At 60.7% G+C, this 24,132-nt stretch carries 27 protein-coding genes; 8 read left to right on the plus strand and 19 right to left on the minus strand.

Going from position 1 to position 24,132, the window contains the following annotated elements:
• Positions 1–26 precede the first annotated feature (26 nt).
• Positions 27–1,472, minus strand: a complete 1,446-nt coding sequence (locus NCN06_RS08785; protein WP_115024683.1) for a ClC family H(+)/Cl(-) exchange transporter — start codon at positions 1,470–1,472, stop codon at positions 27–29.
• A gap of 18 nt (positions 1,473–1,490) precedes the next feature.
• Entirely contained in the window at positions 1,491–4,073 is a 2,583-nt protein-coding gene (acnB, locus tag NCN06_RS08790) for a bifunctional aconitate hydratase 2/2-methylisocitrate dehydratase (protein ID WP_226397540.1), read from the minus strand.
• 96 nt (positions 4,074–4,169) lie between these two features.
• Here acnB and NCN06_RS08795 point away from each other — a divergent pair, with 96 nt between their 5' ends.
• The gene (locus NCN06_RS08795; RefSeq protein WP_226397539.1) at positions 4,170–5,237 is read left to right on the plus strand and encodes a 3-deoxy-7-phosphoheptulonate synthase; all 1,068 of its coding nucleotides are present in this window, start codon (positions 4,170–4,172) and stop codon (positions 5,235–5,237) included.
• Between the two features lie 2 nt (positions 5,238–5,239).
• Here NCN06_RS08795 and NCN06_RS08800 read toward each other — a convergent pair whose 3' ends face one another.
• The 4 genes from NCN06_RS08800 to NCN06_RS08815 all read right to left on the minus strand — a co-directional run bounded on the left by NCN06_RS08800 (position 5,240) and on the right by NCN06_RS08815 (position 10,560).
• Complete coding sequence (locus tag NCN06_RS08800; RefSeq protein ID WP_226397538.1) at positions 5,240–5,890, minus strand: diacylglycerol/polyprenol kinase family protein; 651 nt, start codon at positions 5,888–5,890, stop codon at positions 5,240–5,242.
• Between the two features lie 5 nt (positions 5,891–5,895).
• A complete protein-coding gene (locus NCN06_RS08805; RefSeq protein WP_226397537.1) occupies positions 5,896–6,882 on the minus strand; it encodes an RpoD/SigA family RNA polymerase sigma factor in 987 nt (328 codons plus the stop codon).
• Between the two features lie 204 nt (positions 6,883–7,086).
• Entirely contained in the window at positions 7,087–9,225 is a 2,139-nt protein-coding gene (ppk1, locus tag NCN06_RS08810) for a polyphosphate kinase 1 (RefSeq protein ID WP_250398865.1), read from the minus strand.
• A 45-nt stretch (positions 9,226–9,270) separates the two neighbouring features.
• Complete coding sequence (locus tag NCN06_RS08815) at positions 9,271–10,560, minus strand: MFS transporter (RefSeq protein ID WP_115024678.1); 1,290 nt, start codon at positions 10,558–10,560, stop codon at positions 9,271–9,273.
• On the opposite strand from NCN06_RS08815, the gene NCN06_RS08820 reads away from it, so the two are divergent.
• Entirely contained in the window at positions 10,559–11,026 is a 468-nt protein-coding gene (locus tag NCN06_RS08820; protein ID WP_226422784.1) for a GNAT family N-acetyltransferase, read from the plus strand. The two genes, NCN06_RS08815 and NCN06_RS08820, sit on opposite strands and share 2 nt — an antisense overlap.
• On the opposite strand, the gene NCN06_RS08825 is transcribed toward NCN06_RS08820, so the two are convergent.
• Together NCN06_RS08825 and NCN06_RS08830 are read right to left on the minus strand one after the other, a co-directional pair.
• Complete coding sequence (locus tag NCN06_RS08825; RefSeq protein ID WP_226408605.1) at positions 10,987–12,054, minus strand: anthranilate phosphoribosyltransferase family protein; 1,068 nt, start codon at positions 12,052–12,054, stop codon at positions 10,987–10,989. The two genes, NCN06_RS08820 and NCN06_RS08825, sit on opposite strands and share 40 nt — an antisense overlap.
• Before the next feature lie 77 nt (positions 12,055–12,131).
• On the minus strand, positions 12,132–12,302 hold the full coding sequence (locus tag NCN06_RS08830; protein ID WP_226422783.1) for a cyanate hydratase: 171 nt from the start codon (positions 12,300–12,302) through the stop codon (positions 12,132–12,134).
• 195 nt (positions 12,303–12,497) lie between these two features.
• Here NCN06_RS08830 and cynS point away from each other — a divergent pair, with 195 nt between their 5' ends.
• Complete coding sequence (gene cynS, locus NCN06_RS08835) at positions 12,498–12,983, plus strand: cyanase (RefSeq protein WP_170951222.1); 486 nt, start codon at positions 12,498–12,500, stop codon at positions 12,981–12,983.
• A gap of 53 nt (positions 12,984–13,036) precedes the next feature.
• Here the strand turns inward: cynS and NCN06_RS08840 are convergent, their stop codons facing one another.
• From NCN06_RS08840 to NCN06_RS08860, 5 genes are all read right to left on the minus strand, one after another.
• Entirely contained in the window at positions 13,037–13,759 is a 723-nt protein-coding gene (locus NCN06_RS08840; protein ID WP_226422874.1) for a HEAT repeat domain-containing protein, read from the minus strand.
• A 7-nt stretch (positions 13,760–13,766) separates the two neighbouring features.
• The gene (locus NCN06_RS08845; RefSeq protein WP_226422782.1) at positions 13,767–14,654 is read right to left on the minus strand and encodes a formate/nitrite transporter family protein; all 888 of its coding nucleotides are present in this window, start codon (positions 14,652–14,654) and stop codon (positions 13,767–13,769) included.
• A 34-nt stretch (positions 14,655–14,688) separates the two neighbouring features.
• Positions 14,689–14,880, minus strand: coding sequence for a hypothetical protein (locus tag NCN06_RS08850; protein WP_226422781.1), 192 nt, complete (start codon positions 14,878–14,880; stop codon positions 14,689–14,691).
• A gap of 14 nt (positions 14,881–14,894) precedes the next feature.
• Positions 14,895–16,436: a ferredoxin--nitrite reductase gene (locus tag NCN06_RS08855; RefSeq protein ID WP_226422780.1), complete on the minus strand. Its 1,542-nt coding sequence runs from the start codon at positions 16,434–16,436 to the stop codon at positions 14,895–14,897.
• 256 nt (positions 16,437–16,692) lie between these two features.
• Positions 16,693–16,959, minus strand: a complete 267-nt coding sequence (locus tag NCN06_RS08860; protein WP_136987740.1) for a hypothetical protein — start codon at positions 16,957–16,959, stop codon at positions 16,693–16,695.
• A 27-nt stretch (positions 16,960–16,986) separates the two neighbouring features.
• On the opposite strand from NCN06_RS08860, the gene NCN06_RS08865 reads away from it, so the two are divergent.
• Together NCN06_RS08865 and cobA are read left to right on the plus strand one after the other, a co-directional pair.
• Complete coding sequence (locus NCN06_RS08865; RefSeq protein WP_250398866.1) at positions 16,987–17,649, plus strand: DNA mismatch repair protein MutS; 663 nt, start codon at positions 16,987–16,989, stop codon at positions 17,647–17,649.
• The gene (cobA, locus tag NCN06_RS08870) at positions 17,646–18,434 is read left to right on the plus strand and encodes a uroporphyrinogen-III C-methyltransferase (RefSeq protein ID WP_250398867.1); all 789 of its coding nucleotides are present in this window, start codon (positions 17,646–17,648) and stop codon (positions 18,432–18,434) included. The genes NCN06_RS08865 and cobA overlap by 4 nt, the downstream gene beginning before the upstream one ends.
• Positions 18,435–18,445: 11 nt before the next feature.
• Here cobA and moaB read toward each other — a convergent pair whose 3' ends face one another.
• On the minus strand, positions 18,446–18,943 hold the full coding sequence (gene moaB, locus NCN06_RS08875) for a molybdenum cofactor biosynthesis protein B (protein ID WP_115024669.1): 498 nt from the start codon (positions 18,941–18,943) through the stop codon (positions 18,446–18,448).
• 45 nt (positions 18,944–18,988) lie between these two features.
• Between moaB and NCN06_RS08880 the strand changes: the two genes are divergently transcribed.
• Positions 18,989–19,225 (plus strand): MoaD/ThiS family protein, encoded by a 237-nt coding sequence (locus NCN06_RS08880; RefSeq protein WP_115024668.1) that lies wholly within the window; start codon positions 18,989–18,991, stop codon positions 19,223–19,225.
• Positions 19,226–19,228: 3 nt separating this feature from the next.
• Positions 19,229–19,657: a molybdopterin synthase catalytic subunit gene (locus NCN06_RS08885; protein ID WP_115024667.1), complete on the plus strand. Its 429-nt coding sequence runs from the start codon at positions 19,229–19,231 to the stop codon at positions 19,655–19,657.
• On the opposite strand, the gene NCN06_RS08890 is transcribed toward NCN06_RS08885, so the two are convergent.
• The gene (locus NCN06_RS08890; protein WP_250398875.1) at positions 19,621–20,484 is read right to left on the minus strand and encodes an NAD-dependent epimerase/dehydratase family protein; all 864 of its coding nucleotides are present in this window, start codon (positions 20,482–20,484) and stop codon (positions 19,621–19,623) included. The two genes, NCN06_RS08885 and NCN06_RS08890, sit on opposite strands and share 37 nt — an antisense overlap.
• Before the next feature lie 60 nt (positions 20,485–20,544).
• Between NCN06_RS08890 and NCN06_RS08895 the strand changes: the two genes are divergently transcribed.
• Complete coding sequence (locus NCN06_RS08895; RefSeq protein WP_115024666.1) at positions 20,545–21,354, plus strand: DUF3598 family protein; 810 nt, start codon at positions 20,545–20,547, stop codon at positions 21,352–21,354.
• On the opposite strand, the gene NCN06_RS08900 is transcribed toward NCN06_RS08895, so the two are convergent.
• From NCN06_RS08900 to NCN06_RS08915, 4 genes are read right to left on the minus strand one after another with little or no spacing between them, the layout of a single operon-like run.
• On the minus strand, positions 21,339–22,589 hold the full coding sequence (locus tag NCN06_RS08900) for a molybdopterin molybdotransferase MoeA (RefSeq protein ID WP_250398876.1): 1,251 nt from the start codon (positions 22,587–22,589) through the stop codon (positions 21,339–21,341). The two genes, NCN06_RS08895 and NCN06_RS08900, sit on opposite strands and share 16 nt — an antisense overlap.
• The gene (moaC, locus tag NCN06_RS08905) at positions 22,573–23,049 is read right to left on the minus strand and encodes a cyclic pyranopterin monophosphate synthase MoaC (RefSeq protein WP_115024665.1); all 477 of its coding nucleotides are present in this window, start codon (positions 23,047–23,049) and stop codon (positions 22,573–22,575) included. Before moaC ends, NCN06_RS08900 begins: the two co-directional genes overlap by 17 nt.
• Positions 23,046–23,744 carry a carbonic anhydrase gene (locus NCN06_RS08910; RefSeq protein ID WP_226397532.1) on the minus strand — a complete coding sequence of 233 codons (699 nt, stop codon included), beginning with the start codon at positions 23,742–23,744 and terminating at the stop codon, positions 23,046–23,048. The genes moaC and NCN06_RS08910 overlap by 4 nt, the downstream gene beginning before the upstream one ends.
• A 50-nt stretch (positions 23,745–23,794) precedes the next feature.
• Complete coding sequence (locus NCN06_RS08915) at positions 23,795–24,106, minus strand: hypothetical protein (protein ID WP_226397531.1); 312 nt, start codon at positions 24,104–24,106, stop codon at positions 23,795–23,797.
• Positions 24,107–24,132: the final 26 nt, after the last annotated feature.

The following is a 24,132-nucleotide window of genomic DNA, read 5'->3' on the forward strand; positions in this document are numbered from 1 at the left end:
CGGCTCAAACAGCAGTGTTTCCTGGTTCAGAGTGGATCTCCTGAAGGGCCTTTGGCTGGTGTGGGGGCTTCAAACGGTCGGCGGTGACGGTTCAAGCGCAGTTGCATTCGGTCTTCGGAGGCCAGCTCCATACCCATCTGGCGCTCGTAGATGGAATCCGGATTGAACAACCGGGCCACCAGGAAACTGGTGAGGCAGGCCACCAGGATGGGCTTGAGGATGAGCAGATCCTTGGTGAGCGCAAACGCCAGGAACATGGCTGATATCGGGGTTCGCGAACAGCCGGCAACGAAGGCACCCATGCCAGCGAACACGTAAGTGGTGGGAACGTGGCCGGTGAGGGCCTCAACGCCAATGCCGCCGGCCAAACCAATGGCTCCTCCCAGCGTCAGCATCGGCATGAACAGTCCCCCCGGTGCTCCTGAGCCCGCCGCTAGACCGGTACTGAAGAACAGCACCACAAAGCTGGCGAGGGCCAGGCTGATGTCGGCCTTGCCGGCTCCGATCAGGTGCTTCAGCTCGCTGGGGTTGTGGAAGGCGTCGGGCAGGGCCGCATAGACGCAGCCCAACACGAGTCCGCTCAGGGTCATGCGCAGAATCAGCCGGTCACCGAACCAACGGTTGCCCTGCCGCTGCATGGTGAGCACGTAGCGGGTGTACAGCTCCGCCAGCACGCCGATCACCACGCCGAGAGCGATCAGGTACAGCAGATCGACAGGCAGGAAGCGCACCAGGGGGGTGTATTCCCGCTCCAGTTGAAAACCGATGGTGCTGTTCAACCCACTGCCCCCAGGGTCGAGACCGAGGAAGCCGAGCACATCCGCCAGGGTGTCGGCCGAGAAGGTGGTGATGATCACCAGCAACAGGACCACGGGCCTAGCGGAGTGGAGCAGCTCCTCGATGGCGTAGATGAATCCGCCGATGGGAGCGCTGAACACGGCGGCAATGCCTGCTCCGCCGCCTGCAGCGACAATTACCCGCCGAAAGGCCACCGGTGCCCGTAGCCAGCGCGACATCTGCCAGGCAACGGAGCCGCCCATCTGCACAGCTGGGCCTTCTGGGCCTAGAGGGAAGCCTGAGCCGATGGCAATGATGCCGGCCACGAGCTTCACCAGGCCCACCCGAAGCCCCATCGGCACCGACCTGTGGCGCAGGAAACCCATGATGTGGGTGATCCCCGCTCCGCCAGCTGCTGGAGACAGGTTGGTGATCAGCCAGGCGGAGACCATGCCCCCGATGGCGCCGAGGGCGGGGAGCACCACCCAGGCAGGAAATTCATCGAGCAGATCGAGCCGCCAGTCGCGCAGCAGGTTGATACCGCTGGTGAACAGCAGGCCGGTGATGGCTGCTCCGAGTCCAGTGAGCGCTAGAGCCAGGACCACCACCAGCCAGCGGCGCTCCAACAACCTCCTGATGCTCCGGCTGGAGCCCAGGAGGTGGCGTCGTTGTTTGGGTTCGCTCAGGGCTGGCACAGATGAGGTGATTAGGGATCAGGCCTGAGCCAGAACAGTTGCTTCATCGTCAGCACTGACCACACGCCCCTGGTCTTCAAAACCGCTGATCTGATCGAAGTTCAGATAGCGGTAGAGCTCGTCGGAGAGGGGATCGATTTTCTCGGCCGCGATGCTGCTGTACTCCTCCGGCGTGGGGATTCGACCCAGCTGGGCGCAGACGGCGGCCAGTTCAGCGCTTCCCAGGTACACCTGAGCACCTTTGCCCAGGCGATTGTTGAAGTTGCGGGTGCTGGTGGAGAACACGGTGGTGTTGTCCTCCACGCGGGCCTGGTTGCCCATGCAAAGGGAGCAGCCCGGCATCTCCATGCGGGACCCTGCGGCCTCGAAGGTGGTGTAGTAGCCCTCGGCTTTCAGGGTTTCCTCGTCCATTCGAGTCGGGGGGCAGACCCAGAGGCGCGCCGTGTTCTGACCGGCGCCTTCCAGCACTTTCGCCGCGGCTCGGTAATGACCGATGTTGGTCATGCAGGAGCCGATGAAAACCTCCTGTACCGGGTCACCGGCCACCTCGCTGAGCAACTTCACGTTGTCGGGGTCATTGGGGCAGGCCACCACGGGTTCGGTGAGCTCGTTCAGATTGATTTCCAGTACTTCGGCGTACTCAGCGTCAGGGTCGGCGCTCATCAGCTGCGGGTTGGCCAGCCAGGCCTCCATCTCCTTGATCCGGCGGGCCAGGGTGCGGGCATCGCTGTAACCGCGGGCGATCATGTTCTTAAGCAGCGCCACATTGCTGCGCAGGTATTCGCTCACCGTGTCTTCTGAGAGCTTGATGGTGCAGCCGGCGCAGGAGCGCTCGGCGCTGGCATCGGTGAGTTCGAAGGCTTGCTCCAGCTTCAAGTCGGGGAGACCTTCGATCTCCATGATCCGGCCATTGAACAGGTTTTTCTTGTTGGCCTTTTCAACGGTGAGTAGCCCCCGCTGAATGGCCACCCAGGGGATGGCATTCACCACATCCCGGAGGGTGACGCCGGGTTGCAATGACCCGCTGAAGCGCACCAGCACGGATTCCGGCATGTCCAGCGGCATGGCGCCGATAGCGGCCGCAAAGGCCACAACCCCGGAGCCTCCTGGGAAGGAAATGCCGAGGGGGAAGCGGGTGTGGCTGTCGCCGCCGGTGCCGACGGTGTCGGGGAGGAGCATCCGGTTCAGCCAGCTGTGGATGATGCCGTCACCCGGCCGCAGAGCCACGCCACCGCGTTGGGCGAAGAAGTCGGGCAAGTCCTTTTGGGTCTGCAGATCCACCGGCTTCGGATAGGCGGCGGTGTGGCAGAAGCTCTGCATCACTAGGTCGGAGGAAAAGCCCAGGCAGGCCAGTTCCTTCATTTCGTCCCGTGTCATCGGGCCGGTGGTGTCTTGGGAGCCGACGGTGGTCATCAGCGGCTCGCAGCTGGTGCCGGGTCGGACGCCGGCGAGGCCGCAGGCTTTGCCCACCATTTTCTGAGCCAGGGTGAAGCCCTTGCCTGTGTCCGCCGGTGCCGAGGGGCGGATGAACAGTTCCGAAGGGCTGAGGCCAAGCTTGGTGCGTATCTTGTCGGTGAGGGCGCGACCGATCATCAGGGGGATGCGACCTCCGGCCCGCACCTCGTCGCTAATCGTGGTGGGCTTGAGCTCGAACCGACTCACCACGGTGCCGTCGCGTTCGATCGTGCCGGCATTGGGTCGGATCGTGATGACATCACCGGTGTTCAGTTCACTGACATCGCATTCGATCGGTAGGGCGCCGGAGTCCTCGGCGGTGTTGAAGAAGATCGGGGCGATCTTGCCGCCAAGAATCACGCCACCGGCCCGTTTGTTGGGCACATGGGGAATGTCATTACCGGTGTGCCACAGCACCGAGTTGATGGCGCTCTTGCGGGAGCTTCCTGTTCCCACCACGTCACCGACGTAAGCCACGGGATGGCCCTTGTCTTTCAGGGTCGCGATCGTTTTCAGACCCTCTGGATCCCGGGTTTCTAGCATCGCCAGGGCATGGAGAGGGATGTCCGGCCGGGTGGTGGCGTGGGTGGCCGGCGAGAGATCGTCTGTGTTGGTTTCGCCCTCAACCTTGAACACCGTGACGGTGATGCTGTCGGCCAGTTCCGGCTTGCAGGTGAACCACTCGGCTGCGGCCCAGCTGTCCACAACCTGTTGGGCAAAGCGGTTGTCTGCCGCCAGATCCATCACTTCGTTGAACGCGTCGTAAACAAGCAGCGTTCGGCTGAGTCCCTCTGCAGCAGAGCCGGCCAGTGCAGCGTCAGGGTTCTTCAGCAGCTCGATCAGGGCGGCCACGTTGTATCCGCCCACCATCGTCCCCAGCAGGCGCGTGGCTTCGAGCGGTGACACCAGGGGACTGGTGGCTTCTCCTTGGGCCACGGCGCTGAGCCATGTGGCCTTCACGTAAGCGGCTTCATCCACACCCGGGGGGATCCGGTCGCTGAGCAGGTGCATCAGGAACGCTTCTTCGCCGGCAGGAGGGTTCTGCAGAAGTTCGGTCAGTCCCTGGGTCTGCTCGGCGTTGAGCGGAAGAGCGGGAACGCCCTGGGCTTCCCGTGCGGCAGCCAGCTCGCGGTAAGCGCTCAGCATGGAGATCTCTATTCAGGGACGAACACCATTCTTCCGGACCGTGTCTGTTGACAGTGAGCGGGGTGCGTAGCCTTGGTCGGACTCTCGCGTCCACTCATGGCCACCACCTCCGATTTGCATGTGGTGGAGACACGTCCCCTGGTTGCCCCTGCGGTGTTGCATCAGGAGCTGCCCATTGATGTGGCGGCACTCGAGACTGTGGCGTCCGCCCGCCAGCGCATCCAGGACATTCTCAGCGGTCGTGACGACCGCTTGCTGGTGGTGGTGGGTCCCTGCTCCGTTCACGATGTCAAAGCAGCCCGTGAGTATGCCCAGCGTTTGGCACCCATCCGTGAGCGCCTGAAGGATCAGTTGGATGTGGTGATGCGGGTGTACTTCGAGAAGCCCCGGACCACGGTCGGTTGGAAGGGGTTGATCAACGATCCCCATCTCGATGACTCCTATGACATCAACACGGGTCTGCGTCGGGCCAGGGGATTGCTGCTGGATCTCGCCCGTGAGGGAATGCCTGCTGCAACGGAACTGCTCGATCCAGTGGTTCCGCAGTACATCGCTGATCTGATCAGCTGGACCGCGATCGGTGCAAGGACGACGGAGAGTCAGACCCACCGTGAAATGGCGTCAGGTCTGTCGATGCCGATCGGCTACAAAAACAGCACGAACGGCAGCGCCATCATCGCGATCAATGCCATGCAGGCTGCCTCGAAGCCGCATCATTTTCTCGGCATCAATCGTGAGGGTCATGCCTCGATCGTCAGCACCACGGGCAACCCCTATGGACATCTCGTGCTGCGCGGAGGCAGCCGAGGCAGCAACTACCACCTTGAGGCTGTGCAGGAGGCTGCGGCCGAGTTGAGCCAGGCCGGTCTGCAGGATCGTCTGATGGTGGATTGCAGCCATGCCAACAGCAACAAAGATTTCCGGCGGCAGGCGGAGGTGCTGGCCAGCGTTGCCGAGCAGTTGCGGGGTGGGTTCAATCACGTGATGGGCGTCATGATTGAGAGCCATCTGGTGGAAGGCAATCAGAAGCTCAGCGCCGACTTGTCGCAGCTGACCTACGGCCAGAGCGTCACGGATGCCTGCATCAGCCTCGAGACCACCGAAGCGCTGCTGGATGATCTGGCCGCGGCCGTTACCAGTCGCAAACAGACGGTCACTGCTTGAGATCAGACCACCAGTCGACTCCACAGAACGCCAACGCTGAGGGGAACGCTGAGGTTGTCGAGTCCGCGCCAGCTGAGCTGTTCCAGGCCGGTTGCGATGGCCACCATGCTGAAGGCTGCTGGCAGGGGCAGGTCAGCTCCCGACCATCGGGCCAGTCCGATCAGCACCAGGCCCGTGACACCTGCCATGGTCATGGTGCCAACGGTTGACTTGGTCTGACCGAAGAGCTCCCATTTCGGTGAGTCGACGCCCCTGCCGATCAACCCTGCTAACCCATCTCCCAGTGCCATCACGAGAACCCCTGCGGAAACGGCATCGGCTCGGGTTGGCCAGAACAGCAGAAGCAGCGTTGTGATCGCTATTCCGTAGGCGATTGTGCCGTAGCTGTTGCGATTGATATCCTCAACGGCGGGGATGAAGCGCCATTGGTGGTTGATCGCCGTAGCAAGAGTGATCACCATCGCAACTGGGATGGCGACAACGAAAGGAATCTGAAAGACCCAGGCCATCGGAACCACGGCTCCGGTTCCGATGTGCACAATTTTTCGACTGAGTTCCCGTTGGTTCGGACGAAGGCGACGACACAACACGGCTCCCGCTGTCACCATCGCCATCCAGCAGAGGATGGCGATGGGTCCGGTGATGGAAAGCAAGTTGCTTATGCGGCTTGTTGGTGGTTTGTCATGGCCCGCAGCTTGAGAATCGCCTTGGCTTCCAGCTGTCGGACGCGCTCGCGAGACACATTGATCTGACGACCGATCTCCGCAAGGGTCAGAGGCTCTTCACCGCCAAGACCGAACCGCAACTTCAGAATCTTTTGCTCGCGCTCGTTCAGTTGAGACAGCCAGCCACCGAGATGTTCTTTCTGGATACTGCGATCCATCCCTTCCATCGGCTCTTCACCATTGGGATCCGGGATCAGTTCGCCAAGGGTGCTGCGATCTTCCTCGCCACGGGCATGGGCATCCAGGGATGCACAGGGTGCGCTCTGGGACATCAGATCTTCCAGTTCCCTGGGTTCGATGCCCATGGCACTCGCCAACTCAAGCCGATTTGGTTGACGACCGAAGCGGTGGGATAGTTCTCGGGAGATGCGACGCATCTTCGAGAGTTTTTCGCTGATGTGGATCGGCAGGCGAATGGTTCGGGCGCTGTTGTCGATGGCCCGCGTCATGCCCTGGCGAATCCACCAGTAGGCATAGGTGGAAAATTTGTAGCCCATGGCGGGGTCGAACTTGTCGACCGCTCGCTCCAAGCCAATGGCACCTTCCTGAACCAGGTCGAGAAGTTCAAGACCTTGGTTCTGGTATTTCTTGGCCACACTCACCACGAGGCGGAGGTTGGCTGCCATCATCCGATCGCGGGCCCGTTTGCCCATGCGGATCTTGTGCCGATGCCGAGAGGTCAGCTCCTCCTCAGGCAACTCCTGAAGTTGTTTCATTGCTTGCACATGATGTGCAAGTTCGATTTCTTCGGCTGCCGTCAGCAACGGAATACGTCCGATGCTGCTCAAGTAAAAACCGATGGAGTCGGTGGCGAGCCGCCCTCCTTGTCGCGAAGATGGTCGACGTCCAGTGGACGGCAACGCAGGTTCCTTCCGGGACGACTGATGTGTCGTGCCGGAAGATTCCAGAGGGATCCCCATCACCCTGGTCTCCTGAATGAATTTGGGCTGAACTTAGCACCGAGCAACAGCGATGACTGTTTCGAATCGGAAGAATTTCCGGATCTAAATCTTTTCGTTCTCGAAGCAACTGTTGCGGGCGTGATCGTGGCTGCTTCAAGTTTGTTTTTGAAGTGATGTTGTATCGGACATCACAGACGCAGCGCTCTTGAAAAAACCAAAGAATTACAAGGATTGGATGCCCTTGCTCCATTCCTTGACCAATTGAATCTGGGAATTGCGTTCTGGGGCCTCATTCGTTGGTTTGCGCTGTGTAAAAGTGCCGTCGCTCTGCATGTCCCAGGCGCCTTGGTTGTCATTCAGGTAAAGCTGCAGCAGGCGTTCCAGTTTCTGGCGATGTTCTGGATCTTTGATTGGTGTGACCGCTTCAATACGGCGGTCCAGGTTGCGGCTCATCCAGTCGGCACTGCCGATATAAACCTCTGGAGAGCCACCGTTGGCAAACCAAAAGATCCTCGAATGTTCCAGGAATTGGCCGATGATGCTGATCACCCGAATGTTTTCGCTCAACCCCTGGCGGTTTGGATACAGGCTGCACATGCCGCGAATGATCAATTCGATCTTGACTCCGGCTTGAGACGCTTCATAAAGAAGCGAAATGATGCTGGGATCGACCAGGGAATTCATTTTGGCGCGGATCACGGCCTGTCTGCCTTGTTGGGCATGCTCAATCTCTCGGCGTATCAACAGCTCCATACCTTTTCGCAACGTGACGGGGGCCACGAGCAAGCGACGGAAGCTTTGCTGCTTCGAAAAACCGGTGAGGTAATTGAACAGTTCAACCAGGTCTTGTCCCAGCTCTTGGTTGGCTGTGAGCAGGCCTAGATCGGTGTAAAGCTTTGAGGTCTTGGAGTTGTAGTTGCCAGTGCCGATGTGCACATAACTCTGTAGCTTTTCTTTCTCCTTACGAACCACCAGAACGATCTTGGTGTGCGTTTTCAGCCCAAGCACGCCGTAGACAACGTGAACCCCTGACTGCTCCAGGTGCCGGGCCCATTGAATGTTGTTGTCTTCGTCAAATCGTGCTTTCAATTCCACCAGTGCCATCACCTGCTTGCCGTTTTCAGCAGCGCGGATCAGGGCAGCGATGATCGGAGAGTCTTTGGAGGTGCGGTAGAGCGTCATCTTGATGCCCATCACCTGGGGATCGTCCGCTGCCTGATTGATGAACTCTTCGACGGTTGTGGAGAAGAGCTCGTAGGGATGGTGCAGAAGGATGTCCTGACGCCGAATCACCGAGAAGATCGATTCGAATTCATCCGCTTTGATCGCGCCCTCTTCAACCAGGTGCTGCTGACTGCGTGCAAGCACAGCCGGTGTTTGGCCTCCCTGGGTACGACTTTTGAGTTTCGGCAGTGATAGCCCGGTCAGCCCGAAGAGGTCGTCCAGGCCCAGGGGTCCATCGATTACGTAAAGGTCTTCCTCTTCCACGCTCAACCCGGTCATCAGCATCTCCACAACGTCTCTTGGCATCTCGTTGGGAACTTCGAGGCGCACCACCTCACCGCCCATCCGTCGTTTCCGCAGCCCTTGTTCCAGGGCCAGCATCAGGTCATCGGCTTCCAGATCCCTCAGTTCCAGATCCGCATCCCGCGTCACGCGGAAGAAGTAGTGACCTTCGATCGTCATGCCGGGAAACAGCACCTCAAGGTTGAAGGCGATCACCTGCTCGAGAGCAATGGCGGTGTGAACTGGTTTGTCCTCAGTTCCGCTCAGTTCTGAGGGGATGGCGATGAAACGAGCAAGATTCTTCTGCGGAACTTTGACGCGTGCAAATTGACGTTGCCCTGTTTCCGGGTCAACAACCACGGCGGCGACGTTCAGGCTCAGATTGCTGACAAAGGGGAATGGATGAGCTGGGTCCACAGCCAGGGGCGTCAGCACCGGAAACACCGACGTCTGGAATGTGTTGTCAACCCAGGTGCGCTGGTCTTCGTTGAGTTGTTTGTAATCGAGCAGTTCAACGTTGTGTTCCAGCAGCTTTGGCTTCAGGTGTTGGCGGTAGTGCACCTGTTGCTGCTTCAGCAGGGGAATGAGTTGCTCTCGGATCGCAAGCAGCTGCTCCAGGGGTGACTTGCCATCCTCACTCGGTTTGCTGACGCCGGCCTCCACCTGTGACTTCAGGGAAGCCACGCGAACCATGAAGAATTCGTCGAGGTTGTTGCTGAAAATGGCGCTGAACTTCGCTTGATCCAGCAAGGGTGTGCGCGGATCAAGGGCCTGGGCTAACACCCTCTCGTTGAAGGCGATCCAGCTCAGCTCCCGGTTGATGTAGTGCTCCGGGGCTAGGGCTGCTGCGCACATGGGCTGAACGGCTCGGCGTTCGTGTTGTTAGCCAAAACGTAGCAATCAGGATTCGCTTGTTCGTGTATCGGAGATGTCTGGAAGAGGGCTTCCGGCGACCAGGCCGATCACAAGCACCAGAACGGTTGCCGCTGCTGCAAAGGGACTCACAGGACCGAGCAGGTCGTAGCTCAACCCTGCCAAAGGGGGTCCGAGAAAGCTTCCCAAACTTTGCAGGGCCTGAAGGCTGCCCAAGGCGCTGCCTTGCCCCTCCCTGCCTAGGCGTCTGGACACCAGGCTGCGCAGGCTTGGTGTGACCAGGCCTGTGCCCAGAGCAAGGATTCCGACGGCGGTAAAAATCGCGCCGGCTCGGTCTGATGAGCCGACGCTGGGGATCAGCAGGCATCCAATGATCACCAGACCCAGGCCGAGCAAGGTCAGACGCCATTCACCGAACCGCTTGACCAGGGGACCGATCAGCCCTCCCTGGACCACGGTGGCGACCACTCCCACCACAAGGAATGCGGTGGTGGCCAGCTCAGGGCCCCAGCCGAAGCGCTGCTTGAAATAGAGCACCAGGATGGCTGTGAATCCGTTGAAGGCCAGGAAGAAGAGGAAAAATGCAGCGCAGAGTCGACCCACGCTGGGGTTCATCAGCACTTGGCTCAGCCGTGCAAACGGATTCAGGTCGCGTTTTCTGGGAAGGCTTTTGCGGGAGTCTTGGGGATGGGTCTCCGGCAGCAGATTGAGCACCACCAAGAGGTTGAGTGCAGCGAATCCTGTGGCGACCCAAACGGGAAGTGACACCGCCACCCGGGCCAGTTGTCCGCCAACGAAGGGGCCAAGGATGAAACCCAAGCCAAAGGCCACGCCGATTAATCCGAAGGCACGGGCTCGTTTGTCAGGAGGCGTGATGTCGGCAAGCACTGCGCTAGCCGTTGCAGCCGTACCGCCGCTGATGCCGTCAATGATCCGCGCTGCGAACAGCATCAGCAAGGGCAGAAGGCTTTGGCTGGGCCAAGGCAGGGAAACGGTTACTGCAAACAGCCCGAGTCCAAGAACTGAGCCTGCGACGCAGATGCTGATCACGGGTCGGCGCCCGTAACGATCACTCAGCGCTCCGATCAACGGGGTCACCAGGAATTGAGCGAGTGCATAGCTCCCCGCCAGCAGGCCCAGGGTTCGTCCGTCTGGGGCGAACTGGGCCAGGAGAAATGGCAACAGCGGAAAAACAATGCTTTCGCTGAGCCGGTCGTTGAGCAGCGTGAGAAATGCGCTGAGCAGTGTGGGAATCCGGGGACGCTGCAAGCTTGTCGCCACACAGGAGAGACTCACATTCCCACAGGCGGTTGCCATGGCTTTGCGTCCGATTGCTCCGGAGGATCAATCGCTTCTGCGGGAGATCTATGCCGACGCGATCGAATCGCAGGCCCCTCTTCTCTATTCAGAGGAACAAGTCAGAGCCTGGGCAGCCCTGGCCTGGTTGCCCGGTGTGCTGGATGCGACGTTCCGGGATGGCTCGGGTTGGCTGACCACGGACGGTTCAGCTTTTGCGATCCGTCATCCCGAAGACCGTCTGTCGCTGCTCTACTGCCGCGGTCGGGCATCGCGGCGCGGCCATGGCAGTGCCCTTCTGAACCAGATTGAGGCTGATGCGTTGGCGTCCGGCGTCCTGCAATTGCGGACGGAGGCCAGCCAGCTCAGCCGATCGTTGCTGCAGCGTCGTGGCTGGGTGGTGGAGTCGCCGGAAACAATCCTGATCGGAGGCGTGCCGTTTGAGCGCTATCGGATGGTCAAGCTGCTTCGCCAAGCGCACAGTTGATCCAGCCTGGCTTGGGCCTGCCCCGTCTGCATGACGGATTCCGCCCGTTGAATGCCCAGTTCCAGGGATTCACTGCAGCCGGAGAACCATAAATAGGCGCCGGCATTCCAGCGCAGGGCATCGCAGAGAGGGCCTTTGTTCTGCAGGGCGTCCCGCGCCTGCTCGGCCCAGGTGCTTTCGTCAGCCCATTCCACGTCGGCGTCATGGCAACCATGGTCGCGGGGATGCAGAATCAACCGCTCTGCTTCACCGTTCCGCACCCGTGCCGTGATGCAGGCACGGCCGATGGGCAGGTCGGTTCCTCCTTCCAAACCCTTCACGGTGAGGACATCGGTCTCGCCGCCTTGCTTGAGGGCTTCCCAGGCGCGGGCCTCGGTTGGCGGGTGCACAAAGCCACTGACGAGAAGGTGGTCGCCTTGATGGGGAGTCCAGAGCAATTCCAGGCTGGCGACCGGGGGACGCTTGCCCAGTTCTTCGCGGTAACCGATCAGTGTTTCCGCGATGGGGAAGTGATCCGGTTGATGGATCAGGGCGAAGCCGTTTTGCTGGAACCCGTCTGCAACGGCGCTGATCGGCAGGCCTGAGAGGTCGAGATTGAGAAGGCGGAACAGATCAACAGCGGTGACGCCGTATTTGATCGGCATCCGGTCACCGCCCTGCAGAACCACCGGCTGGTCACAGGCCAGAAGCACCAATGTGGTGAGCGGGTAAATCGGAGCTGTCCGCGTGCGTCCGTCGTAGGGCATCCCGAAACACAGCGGTGCTCGACTGCCGGCCATCGACTGCAGCACCGGCCCATGGGTTCGGTAGGTGTCGAGCATCCCCGTGAGTTCTTGGGGTTCGGGCCGTCGGATGCGATGGGCAATCAGAAAGGCTCCGATTTGTGCGGGCGTCGCTGCGCCCTGCAACATCAGCTCCATGGCATCAGCCGCTTCCTCGCGACTCATGCCCTTGCTGGTGTGTTCACCGCTTCCCACCTTGCGCAGGTGCTGTTTGAAGCGGTCGCGGCCGGAGAGAACTCCGCTCATCTCAAAGTTCCGGCCTAAAGATTTGGTCAGTCTTCAGGAGCGACTGACCCGGCAGGGGTAGCAATTGCTACGAAAGCTCAGGGCCCGCCTAGACGGGATAGCCCCTCGAAGCTGCCATGACGTGGATGCTCCGGGTGGTGGCGGCCATCGGCGTAATAGAGCCGTTCCAGCATCAGTTGGGGTGCTGTGGTCGGTGGAAGGAATTGCCCCTGAAGCAGGCTTGCCATGGATTGGAAAAATTGGCTCATCGAAATTCTTCTTTGAATTCAATTTCACTCGCACCATGAGCCTGTTGGCTGTGCCGATTGCTTCAAAACAGGCTGTTGTTTTGTAGTTGATGCTTCATTGTTAAGTCAGTGTTTGCGCAACAGTTTCTGAGCTGCTGAGACGTTCCGGTTTGGAACGCTGTTTTTGAGGCGGCAATAACAACTTTTCGTTTAATCATGACTGTTTCAGCTGTTCCTTCGACCCCGTCGTTGTCAGCTCCTTCTCAGGAGACCGTCACAGCCAGCTTGATGGCTGCCAAGAAAGCCAAGGGAATGAGCTTTGCCGATCTGGAAGCGGCCATGGGCCTTGATGAGGTCTGGATTGCTTCATTGTTCTACGGTCAAGCCACGGCCTCGAAGGAAGAGGCTGACAAGCTGGCTGCGCTTCTTTCCCTTGATCCGGCCATCACCGCGGCTTTGCAGGAGTTCCCCACCAAGGGAAGTCTTGATCCTGTGATCCCCACCGATCCCTTGATCTATCGCTTCTACGAGATCATGCAGGTCTATGGAATGCCTCTGAAGGATGTCATCCAGGAGCATTTTGGTGATGGCATCATGAGCGCGATCGATTTCACCCTCGATGTCGACAAAGTGGAAGATCCCAAAGGTGATCGGGTCAAAATCACCATGTGCGGCAAGTTTCTGCCTTACAAAAAGTGGTGAACAACCAGTTGTCTTGATTAAAGACATCAAGGCCCCGCAAAAGCGGGGCTTTTTTATTGGCGAAACTGTTGGCTGAGCTGGGTGCTTGCCATCTTCCTTCGAGTGTCGTCATTCAGTTCTTCGCTCAGTTCCAGCAGACAGCGCTGACTGGCAGGTGTGGCGATGCAACCCAGCGCGCGGAATGCTGCCTCTGCAACAGGGAGGGAACCGTTGCGACACAGTTCTGCCAGCTTTTCGCTGATCAACCCGCCATCGCGGCGTTGCAGAACCCGAATAGCGGCCACAACGACTGGATCGCGAAAATCATTCAAGACTTCTTGGCAGAACTGCAGCAGTTCGCCGTCGTCGAGGCAGTGGGACCGGAAGCTGAGCAGTTGCAGACCGGCGAGGCGGTGCAGTTGGCCTGGGTGATGCAGGCAATTCACTACAACTGACTCTGGAACCTCGGCTCCCCAGCAGGCCAGAGCCTGAACCACCATCAGGTTGGCGTCCTCGTTGTCCGAGGTTTGCTCGAGTTGAACTAACAACCAATCACGGGCTTCGCTCTGGTGGCACAGCCCTGCTGCCATCACTAAATCGGTTTGAACCCCATGGTTGGCGAGGAGTTCTTGGATGACGGGCCAGCCCCGCTCGGCCTGCATCCCCAGTTTTTCGCAGAGGGCTCGCCGCAGATCAATAGAAAGGCTGGGGGAGTAGACCTCCCCCAGCCAAGCGGGCTCCAAAGGAGCGCGTCGTGATCGGGCGAGCCGTTCCCAGAGAACGGCTTCGTCGTTCATGGATGGATCAGCGGGCACCCAGTTCAGCAGCGAGCTCACGCTCCAGCTTTTCATCGTGCTCGGTCGGCAGCACGTTCTCCATCTGAGTGCGGTGGGTGCTGTAGAAGAGCATGCCGATGAACACCATGCCGCCCACGATGTTGCCCAGGGTGACCGGCAGGAAGTTCCAGAAGATCACCTTGGTGAAGGGGACACCTGAACCAAGGATCGGACCGGCGGTGTGAAGGAACTGGTTCACCACGATGTGCTCCATGCCCATCGATTGGAAGGCCGTGATCGGAAGCCAGCAGGCCAGGATTTTGCCAGGAACGCTCTTGCTCACCAGAGCCATGGTTACGCCAAGGCAGACCAGCCAGTTGGCCACCACTCCGCGCAGGAAGGCGAGGAAAAAGCCCATGCTTCCCAGGGCCTCGTACTTCTTCTCAACGTTGATTTGATTGAGAGCCATGATCTTCTGGGCCACGGCATCCCAGATCGGCGGGCCGACATTGTCAGCAGCGCCATCCATGGTGCCGCTGGTGAGGCTGATCGCCATGATCACGGCCACAACTGCGGTGCCGATCCAGTTGCCGATCCAGACCCAGACCCAATTGCGGAAGGTGGCGCCCCAGGTGCTTTTGCCAGCCCAGGTGGCCATCGGCAGCAGCGCAAAGTTACCGGTGACCAGCTCCATGCCGAACAGCACGATGCTGGCGAAGCCGAAGGGGAACAGCAGCGAGCCGACGAAGGGCGCTTTCACGGTGATGCCCACGGTCAGGGCCAGGATCACTGCCAGGCCAAGGATGGCTCCGGAGTAAAAGCCGCGGATCAGCAGGTTCTTCACGCTGACCGTTGATTTTTTGCCGCCGGCGGCAATCATGCCGTCGACAAGCTCATTAGGTAGGACGTAGTCCATCGGTTGAGATTGAGAGTTGGACGAAGGTTTGATGTCAGCCGCTGATGCGGTTCATCAGGCGGGAGAACAGATCAGGGCTGCCGCCCTGACGGTTGATGGCGGCTCCGTCGCGACCACTGGCGCTAAGCCAGTTGACGAAACGAGAGAACACGTCGTTGCGGTTGGCCATGACGGTGAGGGGGTGTGGTCGTTGCGTTGGAGCCGTGACTTCAAAAGGAAGCGTCACGGCGACAGCAGCGATCAGGCCTTCGGGGTGGCCCCAAACTTGTCGATCAACACCTCTTTCAGAGCTGCCTTGATCTCATCGGCGGGGATGGCCTTGCGGTGGATTTCGCCGATGCTTGGGTTGGCGCCTTGGGAACCGCCGATGGTCATCGTGTAGCCCTCGCCCATCACGCCTTCACTGTTTTTTGCCTTCGTGCCGGTGAGGCCGATGGCACCCATGTAGGCCTGGCCGCAGGTGTTGGGGCAGCCGGTCCAGTGGATCTTCAGCTCGTCGGGAAGGTTGAGCTCCTGATCCAGTTCCTTGGCTGCTTCAAGGGCTTGGTCTTTGGTGTTGGTTAGGGCAAAGCCGCAGTAGGTGTTGCCGGTGCAGGACACCGTTCCAGCCGAGATGTGACCAGGTTCCAGAGGGAAGCGCTGCACTAGGGCATCGGCCTTCAAGGCTTCCCGTTTGTCGTTGGCCAGTCCCACCAGAATGACGTTCTGATCTTCCGTGAGACGCACTTCGCCGCTGCCGTAATTGAGGCTGGCGGTGGCCAAATCCTGAAGATCCTGGGCGGTCAGGCGGCCGACTGGAACGTGCAGACCGGCGTAGGACAGGCCCTCCTGTTTCTGGGGATGGAATCCGTAGTGGGAGCGGGGCGTGGTGTTGAACACGGAGCCAGGATCCGATGTCAGCGGACCGAAGAGTTCTTCCACTTGGCTGCGGAACACGTCGTGGCCCACCTGATCCAGATAGAGGCGGAAGCGGCCTTTGGGGCGCTTGTCCCGTTCGCCGTTGTCGCGCCAGAGCCTGATCACGGCGTCGGTCATCTTGCAGATTTCGTCAGGCTTCACCCAGGCATTCAGAGGAATGGCATAGGCATTCATCTGCGATGACAGAACACCGCCGATCCACACACCAAAACCCATCACCCCATCCCGTTCCACGGGGTGAAAGACGATGTCGTTGTGGAGCAGGAAGTTGTCCTTCGCCCCTGCAACGGCTGTGTTCCACTTGCGGGGCAAGTTGGAATACTCCGGGTTCCCTTGGCAGTTGTTGGTGAGGAAGTTCTGCAGCTCGGTTGTGTAGGGCCGCGTGTCGACGATCTCGTTGGGATCGATGCCGGCGATTGGGTTGCCAGTGACGTTGCGGGGATTGTCGAAGCCGGATTGAATCGTGCTGAGACCTGCTTCCGTTAGTCGTTTAAGAATCTCTGGCAGGTCGCCCAGCAGCACACCACGCAACTGAAGGTTCTGCCGAGTGGTGATGTCGCAACTGCCGTTTTCGCCGTAGCGCTCGACGATCGAACCAACCACACGAAGTTGATCTGCGGTTAGTACTCCATTGGGCACACGCAGGCGGAGCATGAACTTGCCTGGCGTTTTCGGACGCCAGAACATGCCGTACCACTTCAAACGCAGTTGAAGGTCGGTCTCATCCACCTGCTCCCAGCCGAGTTCGGCGAATTTCTCGATCTCGCTACCGACCAACAGGCCATCCTTGGCCGCCTTGTTCTGCTCGATCTTGTTGAGCTTCTTGCCATCCAGGTAAGGCCTGGAGGGAGAGCTAGTAGTCATAAGTCGATTGAAAAGTGGGCGGATTGATTGCTCAAAGACGAGGTGCGAATCAATCGAGATGGCCCGAAGACCGGCAACGCTTCAAAACGAAGGGTGCGTTGGGTTGATTGAATAATCACCGTGATGGGAACCCTGGTCCGTAACAAAGAGAACACTTTTGGAGTTGATCGATTGCAGGGCTCTGATTTGGCCAATTTGTAATTTCGGCTACATCTGGTGGTTCCCGTGAGGCCGTAAAAGGCAACCTGATTAAGCCTCAGTATTGGCGTCCAATTTCGCCAACCATCCGCACCGCTCCGGCCCGGAGCATTTGCCAAACGCGCTTCATCGCAGCGAAGTCTTGGTCCAATTCGGACGGCCCAGCCGCGCGATCAAGTCTTCTGTCGTAGCGGGCGTCCCTGGGGTCGTATCCCCTGCGGTAGCGGTCGTTCCGGGCGTCGTATCGCTCGATTCGTCCGTCCAGAGGCTCGCGGTAGGAGCGACTGTCCAATGGAGCACGATCAAAATTACGGCGGGGCGCCATGACTTCCTCAACGTTCAGAACAACCCGATGACATCAGCCGGCACGGTCATCGATCCGTGGCCATTGCTACGGAATGACGCTTCCGACGCGAGAAGGCGTGGTCTGCATCTCGTGGTGCACGGCCGAAATGGCGGTGCTGTTCCCGACTGTTTGGCATCCCTGCCGCCTCTTCTGGCTCAGCGGCGATCGGCGCCGGTACAGCTCGAGGTGCTGACAGCTGAACAGGCCGTTTCGGCTCCTCTCCAACCCGCTTGGATCGTTCCTTTGTTGTTGCTGCCTGGAGCTCACGCTCGAACCGATGTGCCGGCAATTCGGGACAGGCTTCGTTCAACTGGGGCCAATGTGAGCTTGCTGCCCTTTCTCGGTGCATGGACCTCCTGGTGGGATGCTGTGCTTTCAGCGCTTCCCCTGCCGGAACGGCGTGATGCCGTGCTGGTGCACCATCCCCTCCGTCCAGGTGTGGCGGATCGGTTTCTCACGATGCTGTCGTCTCAATTGGCGTTGCCGTTGGTTTCCTTCGATGCCTGGCCGGAGTTCCAGCAGCGCCATCCCCGCGCCCGGCCACTCCCGTTGGCTCTAGCTCCGAATCGCATGACGGAGGCGCTAAGCGAAGCTGGTGGATTGCTTCCTCTGCTGGAGCATCCCCCCACCCGTCAGGCCTTGATCGATCTGCTTGTTTCTCTGCCGTGAGCACCGCTGAACAATCCGGAACCGTTTATCTGGTGGGAGCCGGTCCTGGCGATCCCGAGTTGCTCACGCTGAAGGCGCATCGGCTGCTTCGCGAGTGCGATGCCCTGGTGTACGACTCGCTGGTGCCCGAGGAAGTGCTGGATCTTGTCCCTGATGCCTGCGAACGCCGTTTTGTCGGCAAGCGTCGTGGGCATCATTCAGTGCCGCAACCGAGCACCAACGCCGTGCTCGTGGAAATGGCCCAGAAACACAGCACGGTGGTGCGGTTGAAGGGGGGTGATCCCTTTCTGTTTGGTCGTGGAGGTGAAGAAGCGGCTTACTTGGCGGAAAGGAACATCTCTGTTCAGGTGGTCCCGGGCGTGACAGCCGGCATCGCTGCCCCTGCTTATGCCGGAATTCCCGTCACGCACAGGCGGGCGGGGTCATCGGTGACCTTCGTCACCGGTCATGAGGAAATCGACAAGCGCCGTCCCTCTGTGGATTGGCGTGCCTTGGCCGCTGCCAGTGACGGCTTGGTGATTTACATGGGATTGCACAATCTGCCCCGGATCGCGGAGGAACTGATGGCGGGTGGTTTGGCTTCGACAACTCCCGTGGCGGTGATCCAGCAGGGCACGGTGGCGGGGCAGCGTTGCCTCAAAGCAACCTTGGTTGACGTTGCCGATCAATGCCGAGCGCAAGCCTTCAAGTCACCCTCGATCGTTGTGGTTGGTGAGGTGATTGATCAGCAGGTTGAGGCCTGCATGCCCACACCGGCAGCGGTCACGATGCCGATTCCGTTCTGACAATCCACGCTCTATTCCTTCAAGCGAGCCCGGAGCTGGGCCAGGTTGCACGGCCGGGTGTTGGTATCGAGCTGAGCACGGATGAGCCGGTCCCAAGCCGTGGTCACCGCATCCAGAGAACCCGGCAGCACAAACACAAAGGTGCCGTTGGCCACGCCGGCAAGGCAGCGGCTTTGCAGGGTGCTGGTGCCGATGCTCTCGAAGGAGAGCACGCGAAACAGTTCCCCGAATCCTTCGATTGTTTTGTCCAGCAGAGGTGCCACGGCTTCGGGGGTGCCATCGCGGCCGGTCAGACCGGTACCCCCACTGGTGATCACCACATCAACCGCGGGATCGGCGATCCAGCGGCTCAGTTCACTGCGGATTTGATAGCGATCATCGGGGCAGAGTCTTCGCTCGTGAAGCCGATGGTCGGCGGCTTCAAGGCTGCGCAGCAGCTGATCTCCGCTGCTGTCGTCCGCCAGGGTGCGTGTGTCGGAGATGGTGAGCAGGGCGATGGACAGGCCCATGGCACAGCGGCGGAGCCTTCGGACGCTAGAACCGCTCCAGCTGCCATGGACGCGGTGCTGAAGGTGCTGTTGTTCGCCTCCCTCCGAGAACGTGCCGGTTGGGCGGAGCGTTCCCTCCCCTTCACGCCAGGGGTATCAACGGCCCGTGAGGTCTGGAACCAGTTGGATCTTGGCCCGCTCGAGGGCATCAGCATTGCGGTCAATCAGGAGTTGGTCGGTGCGAATCAGCGGTTGCAGGCCGGTGATGAGCTGGCCTTTCTTCCACCGTTCACGGGGGGTTGAAGCATGACCAGTTGTTGTGTGGAGGTGTGCCCGGATCCCTTTGATCCTTGGCAGCAGCTTGCGAACTGGAGTGGGGATGCCGCGGCCGCGGCGATCTTCATTGGTCGGGTGCGTCCCACCACCATGGATGGCCGGCCTCTGCAGGCGCTTGAGCTGGAGCACTTCCCCGGCCTTTGCGAACGTCAGATCACGGCCATGGCACAGCGTTTGCAGCAGGAGCACCGGGTGGGACCGATTTTGGTGCTGCATCGGGTGGGGAGGCTCGCCCCTGGGGACCCGATTGTGCTGGTGGCGGTCCAGGCGGATCGGCGCGGCGCGGCGCAGCGCTGCTCTGCCGCGTTATTGGAGCAACTCAAGCATCAGGCCCCGTTCTGGAAGCGGGAGTGGTGCAGCGGTCAGGGAACCTGGCTGGCGGCAAATACGCCGCTCTGATCAACGCTTGGGTGCTGCAGTTGGTAGCCCAGCTGTTTGAGCCGGGTGTTGCGGATCCGTCGGCCCGCTGAACTCGGATCGTCTTGTCCAAGCCAGTGCACCGGTGCCAGCCCTTGGCGTCGCAGGCTTCGCTCCACGAGATCCCGCAGCAGGATCGGTTCGTCGTTGACCACATTCACCACGCTGGCCCATTCACCATCCATTGCTGCTTCCAGGGCACCGGCGGCATCCGCCACATGCAGCCAGTTGCTGTAAGAGCCTCCGCTGCCGGGGCGTTCCAGGCCGGCGAGTCCGCGCAAACGTCGATCCAGATCGCGGCCGGGGCCGTACAGCGCTCCGAGGCGCAGGATGCAAACGCGCCGGTCGCTGATGCTGTTGAGCAGTTGCTCGCTTTCCAGCAGAACATCGCTATGGCCGCGGCCCGGGTCGGGCGGCGTTTGCTCATCCACCCAGTCACCCTGGGCATCCCCGTACACCGAGCAACTGCTCGTGTAGAGAATCTGTCGAAGATTCGGCAGTTGTGGCAACAGCGACTTCAGGCAGCGGAAGCTGTCGACGAAGGTGTGGCGGTAGCCGTCGGCATCCACCTGGCGATCTCCCTTGGGACCGAGGCAGAACACGGCGCTGCTGCTCTGCTGCAGTGCGTCCAGCAATTGGGCAGGGTTGGTGGCATCGCACACCCTCACCCGATCCGCCAAGGAGCTGAGGTGCTCCAGCCGTTCGCTGCTGGTGGTGGTCAGCGTCAGCCTTAGCTGTGGCCGTCTCAGTTGCAGCCGCTCCGCCAGGGCAAGCCCCACATACCCGCAGCCAACGATCGTGAGGTCCATGGCGGGGGATGGCTGTTGCAGCGACCCTAAGGAGATCGACCGTTCCATGCCGTCACGGAGATGACTGATCAATGGACCCTCAACCGTCGCAATTTCGCCGGCCACTGGCAGGGCTGTGGCCACTGGTTTGAACGCGACGGCGCCGATCGGCTGGACCTACAGCATCCATCCCGCCGGATTGACCCCACCACATACGCGATTTCCTTTTCCGATGATGACCACGGGGTCTGGGATGGGTCGGGGCTGGCGTTTGCTCCCGGTGGCCATGCCACCTATCCCATCAGCCGAGCCAAATACAACGCCGGTGGCGGTTGTTGGCAGTTTCCCGGGGCGGGGGGCCAGTCCAGCCTGGGGTTGGATGCCGATCGTCCGCGCTTCGGCCACGAGATCAACCTGTTTTGCGGTCGCTCCCGCTCGATGCTGGTGCTGCTCTGGGAACCGCGGAACGGCCGTTGGCGCTTGCAGCGCGTTGGGGCGGTGGGCTTTCGTTGTCGTCTGAGCCCCGATCCCGAACCCGAGCGTCCCGCATGCGGGACACCCGAGGCTCTGCTGGATTTGGTGAAGGGATGGAGCGGTGAGCGGCAGACGCTGCGACCTCAGCTGGGGGTGAACGCCGAGGCCGAGGACGCTGCTCCCGTGGTGTTTGATGCGCACCAATTTCTCCACAATGACTGCTCAGCCGTGATGCCCGATGGCTTGGTGTTCTCGGTGCCCAGTGAAATTTCAGCGGAGCCTTTCAGCTTGGAGATCGCTGGACGTCTCGGCGCTGAGTTGTTTCAGCAGGTCAGCATCCATTTCGATGCATCGGGCCAGCTCTTGGCCTGGGAGCGCCGATGCTTTCGCCCAGCGACGGTTCAGAAGATTCGCTGACGGATCACCTGGGCCCAGAGGCGCGTACCGCTTTGCAAGGAGCCGGCCTCCGCCGGTAGTTCCAACAGAAGATCGGTCCGTTGCAGGGAGCCGATTCGGGAGGAGGCCTGCGAGCCATCCACCCGTGCCAGCAGGGCTCCTGCGGCGTTGGTATCGAGGCGGGCTCGGGCCAGTTCCGGCCGTCCCGGTCGGCGGCTTAAAGGGTCGGCGAGTTCCACCATCACCCGGGGGAACAGCTCCGGTTCGATCTGCCCCTCCAGGGCCTGCAGGGCGGGCCAGAGCAGTTGCAGGGCGGTGACCGCCGCCGCCACGGGATTGCCCGGTAGTCCGAAAAACGGCACGCCTTCACCGATGCTTCCAAAGGCGAAGGGGCGACCCGGGCGAAGGAACAGTTTCCAGAAGTCCACGGCACCCAGCTCCGCCACCAGCGGTCGGATCCAGTCGGTATCGCCGGCCGAGACGCCTCCGGTACTCACCACCACGTCGCAGTCGTTGGCCAGATCAAGCAGGGCCTGCCGCAGGGCGTTGGGTTGATCGGCCACCACCCGTCGCTGGGTCACCGACTGCCCGAGGGCCTGGAGCATCGTCTCCAGAAGCGTGCCGTTGCTCTCCCAGATGGCACCGGGGTGCCGCGCTGTCCCGGGTGGCACCAGTTCGTCCCCGCTGATCAGCAGCCCGATGCGGGGTTGCGGCACAACGGCCAATTCGGCGATGCCGCAGCCGGCGAGGCGTGCGAGATCGGCGGACCCCAATCGCTGTCCAGCGGCCAGCAGCAGGTCCCCCGGCCGGCATTCCTCGTCCTTCGGGCGAATCCAGGGACGATCCGACGCTTCTTTCGCCAGCTGGAGGGTGTTGCCGTCCACTGTGATGAGCTCCTGGGGCAGCACCCAGCCGGCACCGTTCGGCAGTGGAGCTCCGGTGAGGATCCGAATCGCATCGCCGTTGGCGAGGGTCCCGTTGAAGGGTTGGCCTGCGGCGGAGCGCCCTTTCAGCTGCCAGGTTTCTCCGAGCTTGGGCTGGTGGCTTTGCCCCAAGGCGTAGCCATCCATAATTGAGGCCGGAAACCCCGGAACGGCCGTGCTGGCCAGCACAGCTGCTGCGCTCACGCGGCCGAGGGCCTCCTGGAGGGGCACCGTGCTGCTGGCCGTGATCGGCTCGATTGCCGCCAGAACCCGTCGGCGTGCCTCCTCCAGGGGTAGACCTTCGCGTCCGTACGGCTCAGCGCTTCCAAACACCATTGCGCCCCCCTTCTTTGAAATGAAGCTGGATGGCCTCGATCGTCATGGCTGGATCGACCGCCTTGAGCATGTCGTAAAGGGTCAGCAGCCCCACGGAAACGGCTGTCATTGCTTCCATTTCCACCCCGGTTTGGCCCGTTGTCCGGCAACGGCAGTGGACGACGAGGCCAGGCAGGGATTCGTCCGCGTCGATCGACACATCCATGCCACTGAGCGGTAGGGGGTGGCACAGGGGAATCAATTCCCAAGTGCGTTTTGCGGCCTGGATGGCAGCCACCCGGGCGACCGCCAGAAGATCCCCTTTGGGTGTCTCTCCCCGCTGGATCAGGGTCAGGGTTGCGGGCGCCATACGAATGGCTCCACTGGCATGGGCTTCGCGCTTGCTGGCAGGACGGTCCCCCACGTCCACCATGTGAACTTCGCCTTGTTGGTTCAGATGACTTAGCTCTTCCGTCATTTGATCAAGGTCACAACACCGGTCGTGAGTTCGAAATAACCCACCACCAGTTTCAGGGCACCGCTGCTTTTCGCTTCGGCCAAGGCCGAGCTGCGTTGGATCAGCGTGGATGCTGTGGCAAGGGCATTGCGTCTGACGGCCTCTGCCAGATTGCTGCTGCCGCTAATGGTCTCCTCGATGGGATGGATCAGCCGTTCCAGCGAAGGGGTCAAAGGCTTGTCGTCCATCGCCGCCGTGACAGCTCCGCAGCCGCTATGCCCCATCACCATCACCAACGGGGTTTTGAGAACGCTGACGCTGTACTCCACCGAGGCAATCGCTTCGTCAAAAGCGCTGTTGCCGGCGTTGCGGATCACGAACAGGTCGCCAGGGGTGGTGTCGAACACCCAGCTCGGTGACACCCGTGAATCAGAGCAGGTGAGCACAGTCGCCCAGGGACGTTGGCTTGTGGACAAAGCTCTGGGGGAATTGAAGCAGCGTGGGTCAGGATCGGTCGTCCGCAGCGTTGCCCTGTTCTCCTGAAGCGCCAGGCGCCACGCTTCTGCAAAACGGCGGTTCCCCGCCATCAGGGCCTGAAGTGGATCGTCGGGAACGCAGAACCCATCTTCGGCAGCATCAACAGGCCGCGCTTGTATTAGGGCGGCCAAGGCCATGCCGCCTGTTGATTGGAGGAATTGACGGCGTTGAATCCCCATGCCGGCACCTTATGGCCGGCTGTTGGGATGTGCGATTAGCGCTAGTGCGATCAGCGCTCGCCGAAGGGGGCCCAGAGCGTGGCCTCGGAGCCGACCACGGGTTCCACGGCGGGCTTGCTGGCAGCAGCCGGTTGAGCACTCACATTCGCGCTCATGGAGGAGACATCCGCTTCGGCCAAGGGAGCCCAGAGAGCGGCAGGACCGGCGATCACCGGCTCGACGCCAGTAGCGCCAGCCTGTACGGAGGCCGTCTGGCTGCGCACCAGTTGCACGGCGAGCGAGCCAATGATGAACGCACCCAGGAAGCCGGCTGCCAGGGTGATGGGGCTGCGGCCGGAAGTGGACGAGATGCTGCTGGTCACGGCAGAAACTCTCAGAACAGAGCTTC

This window comes from Synechococcus sp. MU1648, from assembly GCF_023630615.1.
Lineage (GTDB): Bacteria > Cyanobacteriota > Cyanobacteriia > PCC-6307 > Cyanobiaceae > Parasynechococcus.

What these genes read in the sequence shown, in the direction of transcription:
- acnB (WP_226397540.1), bottom strand. Translation starts at nt 4,073, where the DNA reads ATGCTGAGCGCTTACCGCGAGCTGGCTGCCGCACGGGAAGCCCAGGGC.
- NCN06_RS08795 (WP_226397539.1), top strand. Translation starts at nt 4,170, where the DNA reads ATGGCCACCACCTCCGATTTGCATGTGGTGGAGACACGTCCCCTGGTT.
- NCN06_RS08805 (WP_226397537.1), bottom strand. Translation starts at nt 6,882, where the DNA reads ATGGGGATCCCTCTGGAATCTTCCGGCACGACACATCAGTCGTCCCGG.
- ppk1 (WP_250398865.1), bottom strand. Translation starts at nt 9,225, where the DNA reads ATGTGCGCAGCAGCCCTAGCCCCGGAGCACTACATCAACCGGGAGCTG.
- NCN06_RS08820 (WP_226422784.1), top strand. Translation starts at nt 10,559, where the DNA reads ATGGCTTTGCGTCCGATTGCTCCGGAGGATCAATCGCTTCTGCGGGAG.
- NCN06_RS08815 (WP_115024678.1), bottom strand. Translation starts at nt 10,560, where the DNA reads ATGGCAACCGCCTGTGGGAATGTGAGTCTCTCCTGTGTGGCGACAAGC.
- NCN06_RS08825 (WP_226408605.1), bottom strand. Translation starts at nt 12,054, where the DNA reads ATGAGCGGAGTTCTCTCCGGCCGCGACCGCTTCAAACAGCACCTGCGC.
- NCN06_RS08830 (WP_226422783.1), bottom strand. Translation starts at nt 12,302, where the DNA reads ATGAGCCAATTTTTCCAATCCATGGCAAGCCTGCTTCAGGGGCAATTC.
- cynS (WP_170951222.1), top strand. Translation starts at nt 12,498, where the DNA reads ATGACTGTTTCAGCTGTTCCTTCGACCCCGTCGTTGTCAGCTCCTTCT.
- NCN06_RS08840 (WP_226422874.1), bottom strand. Translation starts at nt 13,759, where the DNA reads ATGAACGACGAAGCCGTTCTCTGGGAACGGCTCGCCCGATCACGACGC.
- NCN06_RS08845 (WP_226422782.1), bottom strand. Translation starts at nt 14,654, where the DNA reads ATGGACTACGTCCTACCTAATGAGCTTGTCGACGGCATGATTGCCGCC.
- NCN06_RS08855 (WP_226422780.1), bottom strand. Translation starts at nt 16,436, where the DNA reads ATGACTACTAGCTCTCCCTCCAGGCCTTACCTGGATGGCAAGAAGCTC.
- NCN06_RS08860 (WP_136987740.1), bottom strand. Translation starts at nt 16,959, where the DNA reads ATGGCGCCCCGCCGTAATTTTGATCGTGCTCCATTGGACAGTCGCTCC.
- NCN06_RS08865 (WP_250398866.1), top strand. Translation starts at nt 16,987, where the DNA reads ATGACATCAGCCGGCACGGTCATCGATCCGTGGCCATTGCTACGGAAT.
- moaB (WP_115024669.1), bottom strand. Translation starts at nt 18,943, where the DNA reads ATGGGCCTGTCCATCGCCCTGCTCACCATCTCCGACACACGCACCCTG.
- NCN06_RS08880 (WP_115024668.1), top strand. Translation starts at nt 18,989, where the DNA reads ATGGACGCGGTGCTGAAGGTGCTGTTGTTCGCCTCCCTCCGAGAACGT.
- NCN06_RS08885 (WP_115024667.1), top strand. Translation starts at nt 19,229, where the DNA reads ATGACCAGTTGTTGTGTGGAGGTGTGCCCGGATCCCTTTGATCCTTGG.
- NCN06_RS08890 (WP_250398875.1), bottom strand. Translation starts at nt 20,484, where the DNA reads ATGGACCTCACGATCGTTGGCTGCGGGTATGTGGGGCTTGCCCTGGCG.
- NCN06_RS08895 (WP_115024666.1), top strand. Translation starts at nt 20,545, where the DNA reads ATGACTGATCAATGGACCCTCAACCGTCGCAATTTCGCCGGCCACTGG.
- moaC (WP_115024665.1), bottom strand. Translation starts at nt 23,049, where the DNA reads ATGACGGAAGAGCTAAGTCATCTGAACCAACAAGGCGAAGTTCACATG.
- NCN06_RS08910 (WP_226397532.1), bottom strand. Translation starts at nt 23,744, where the DNA reads ATGGGGATTCAACGCCGTCAATTCCTCCAATCAACAGGCGGCATGGCC.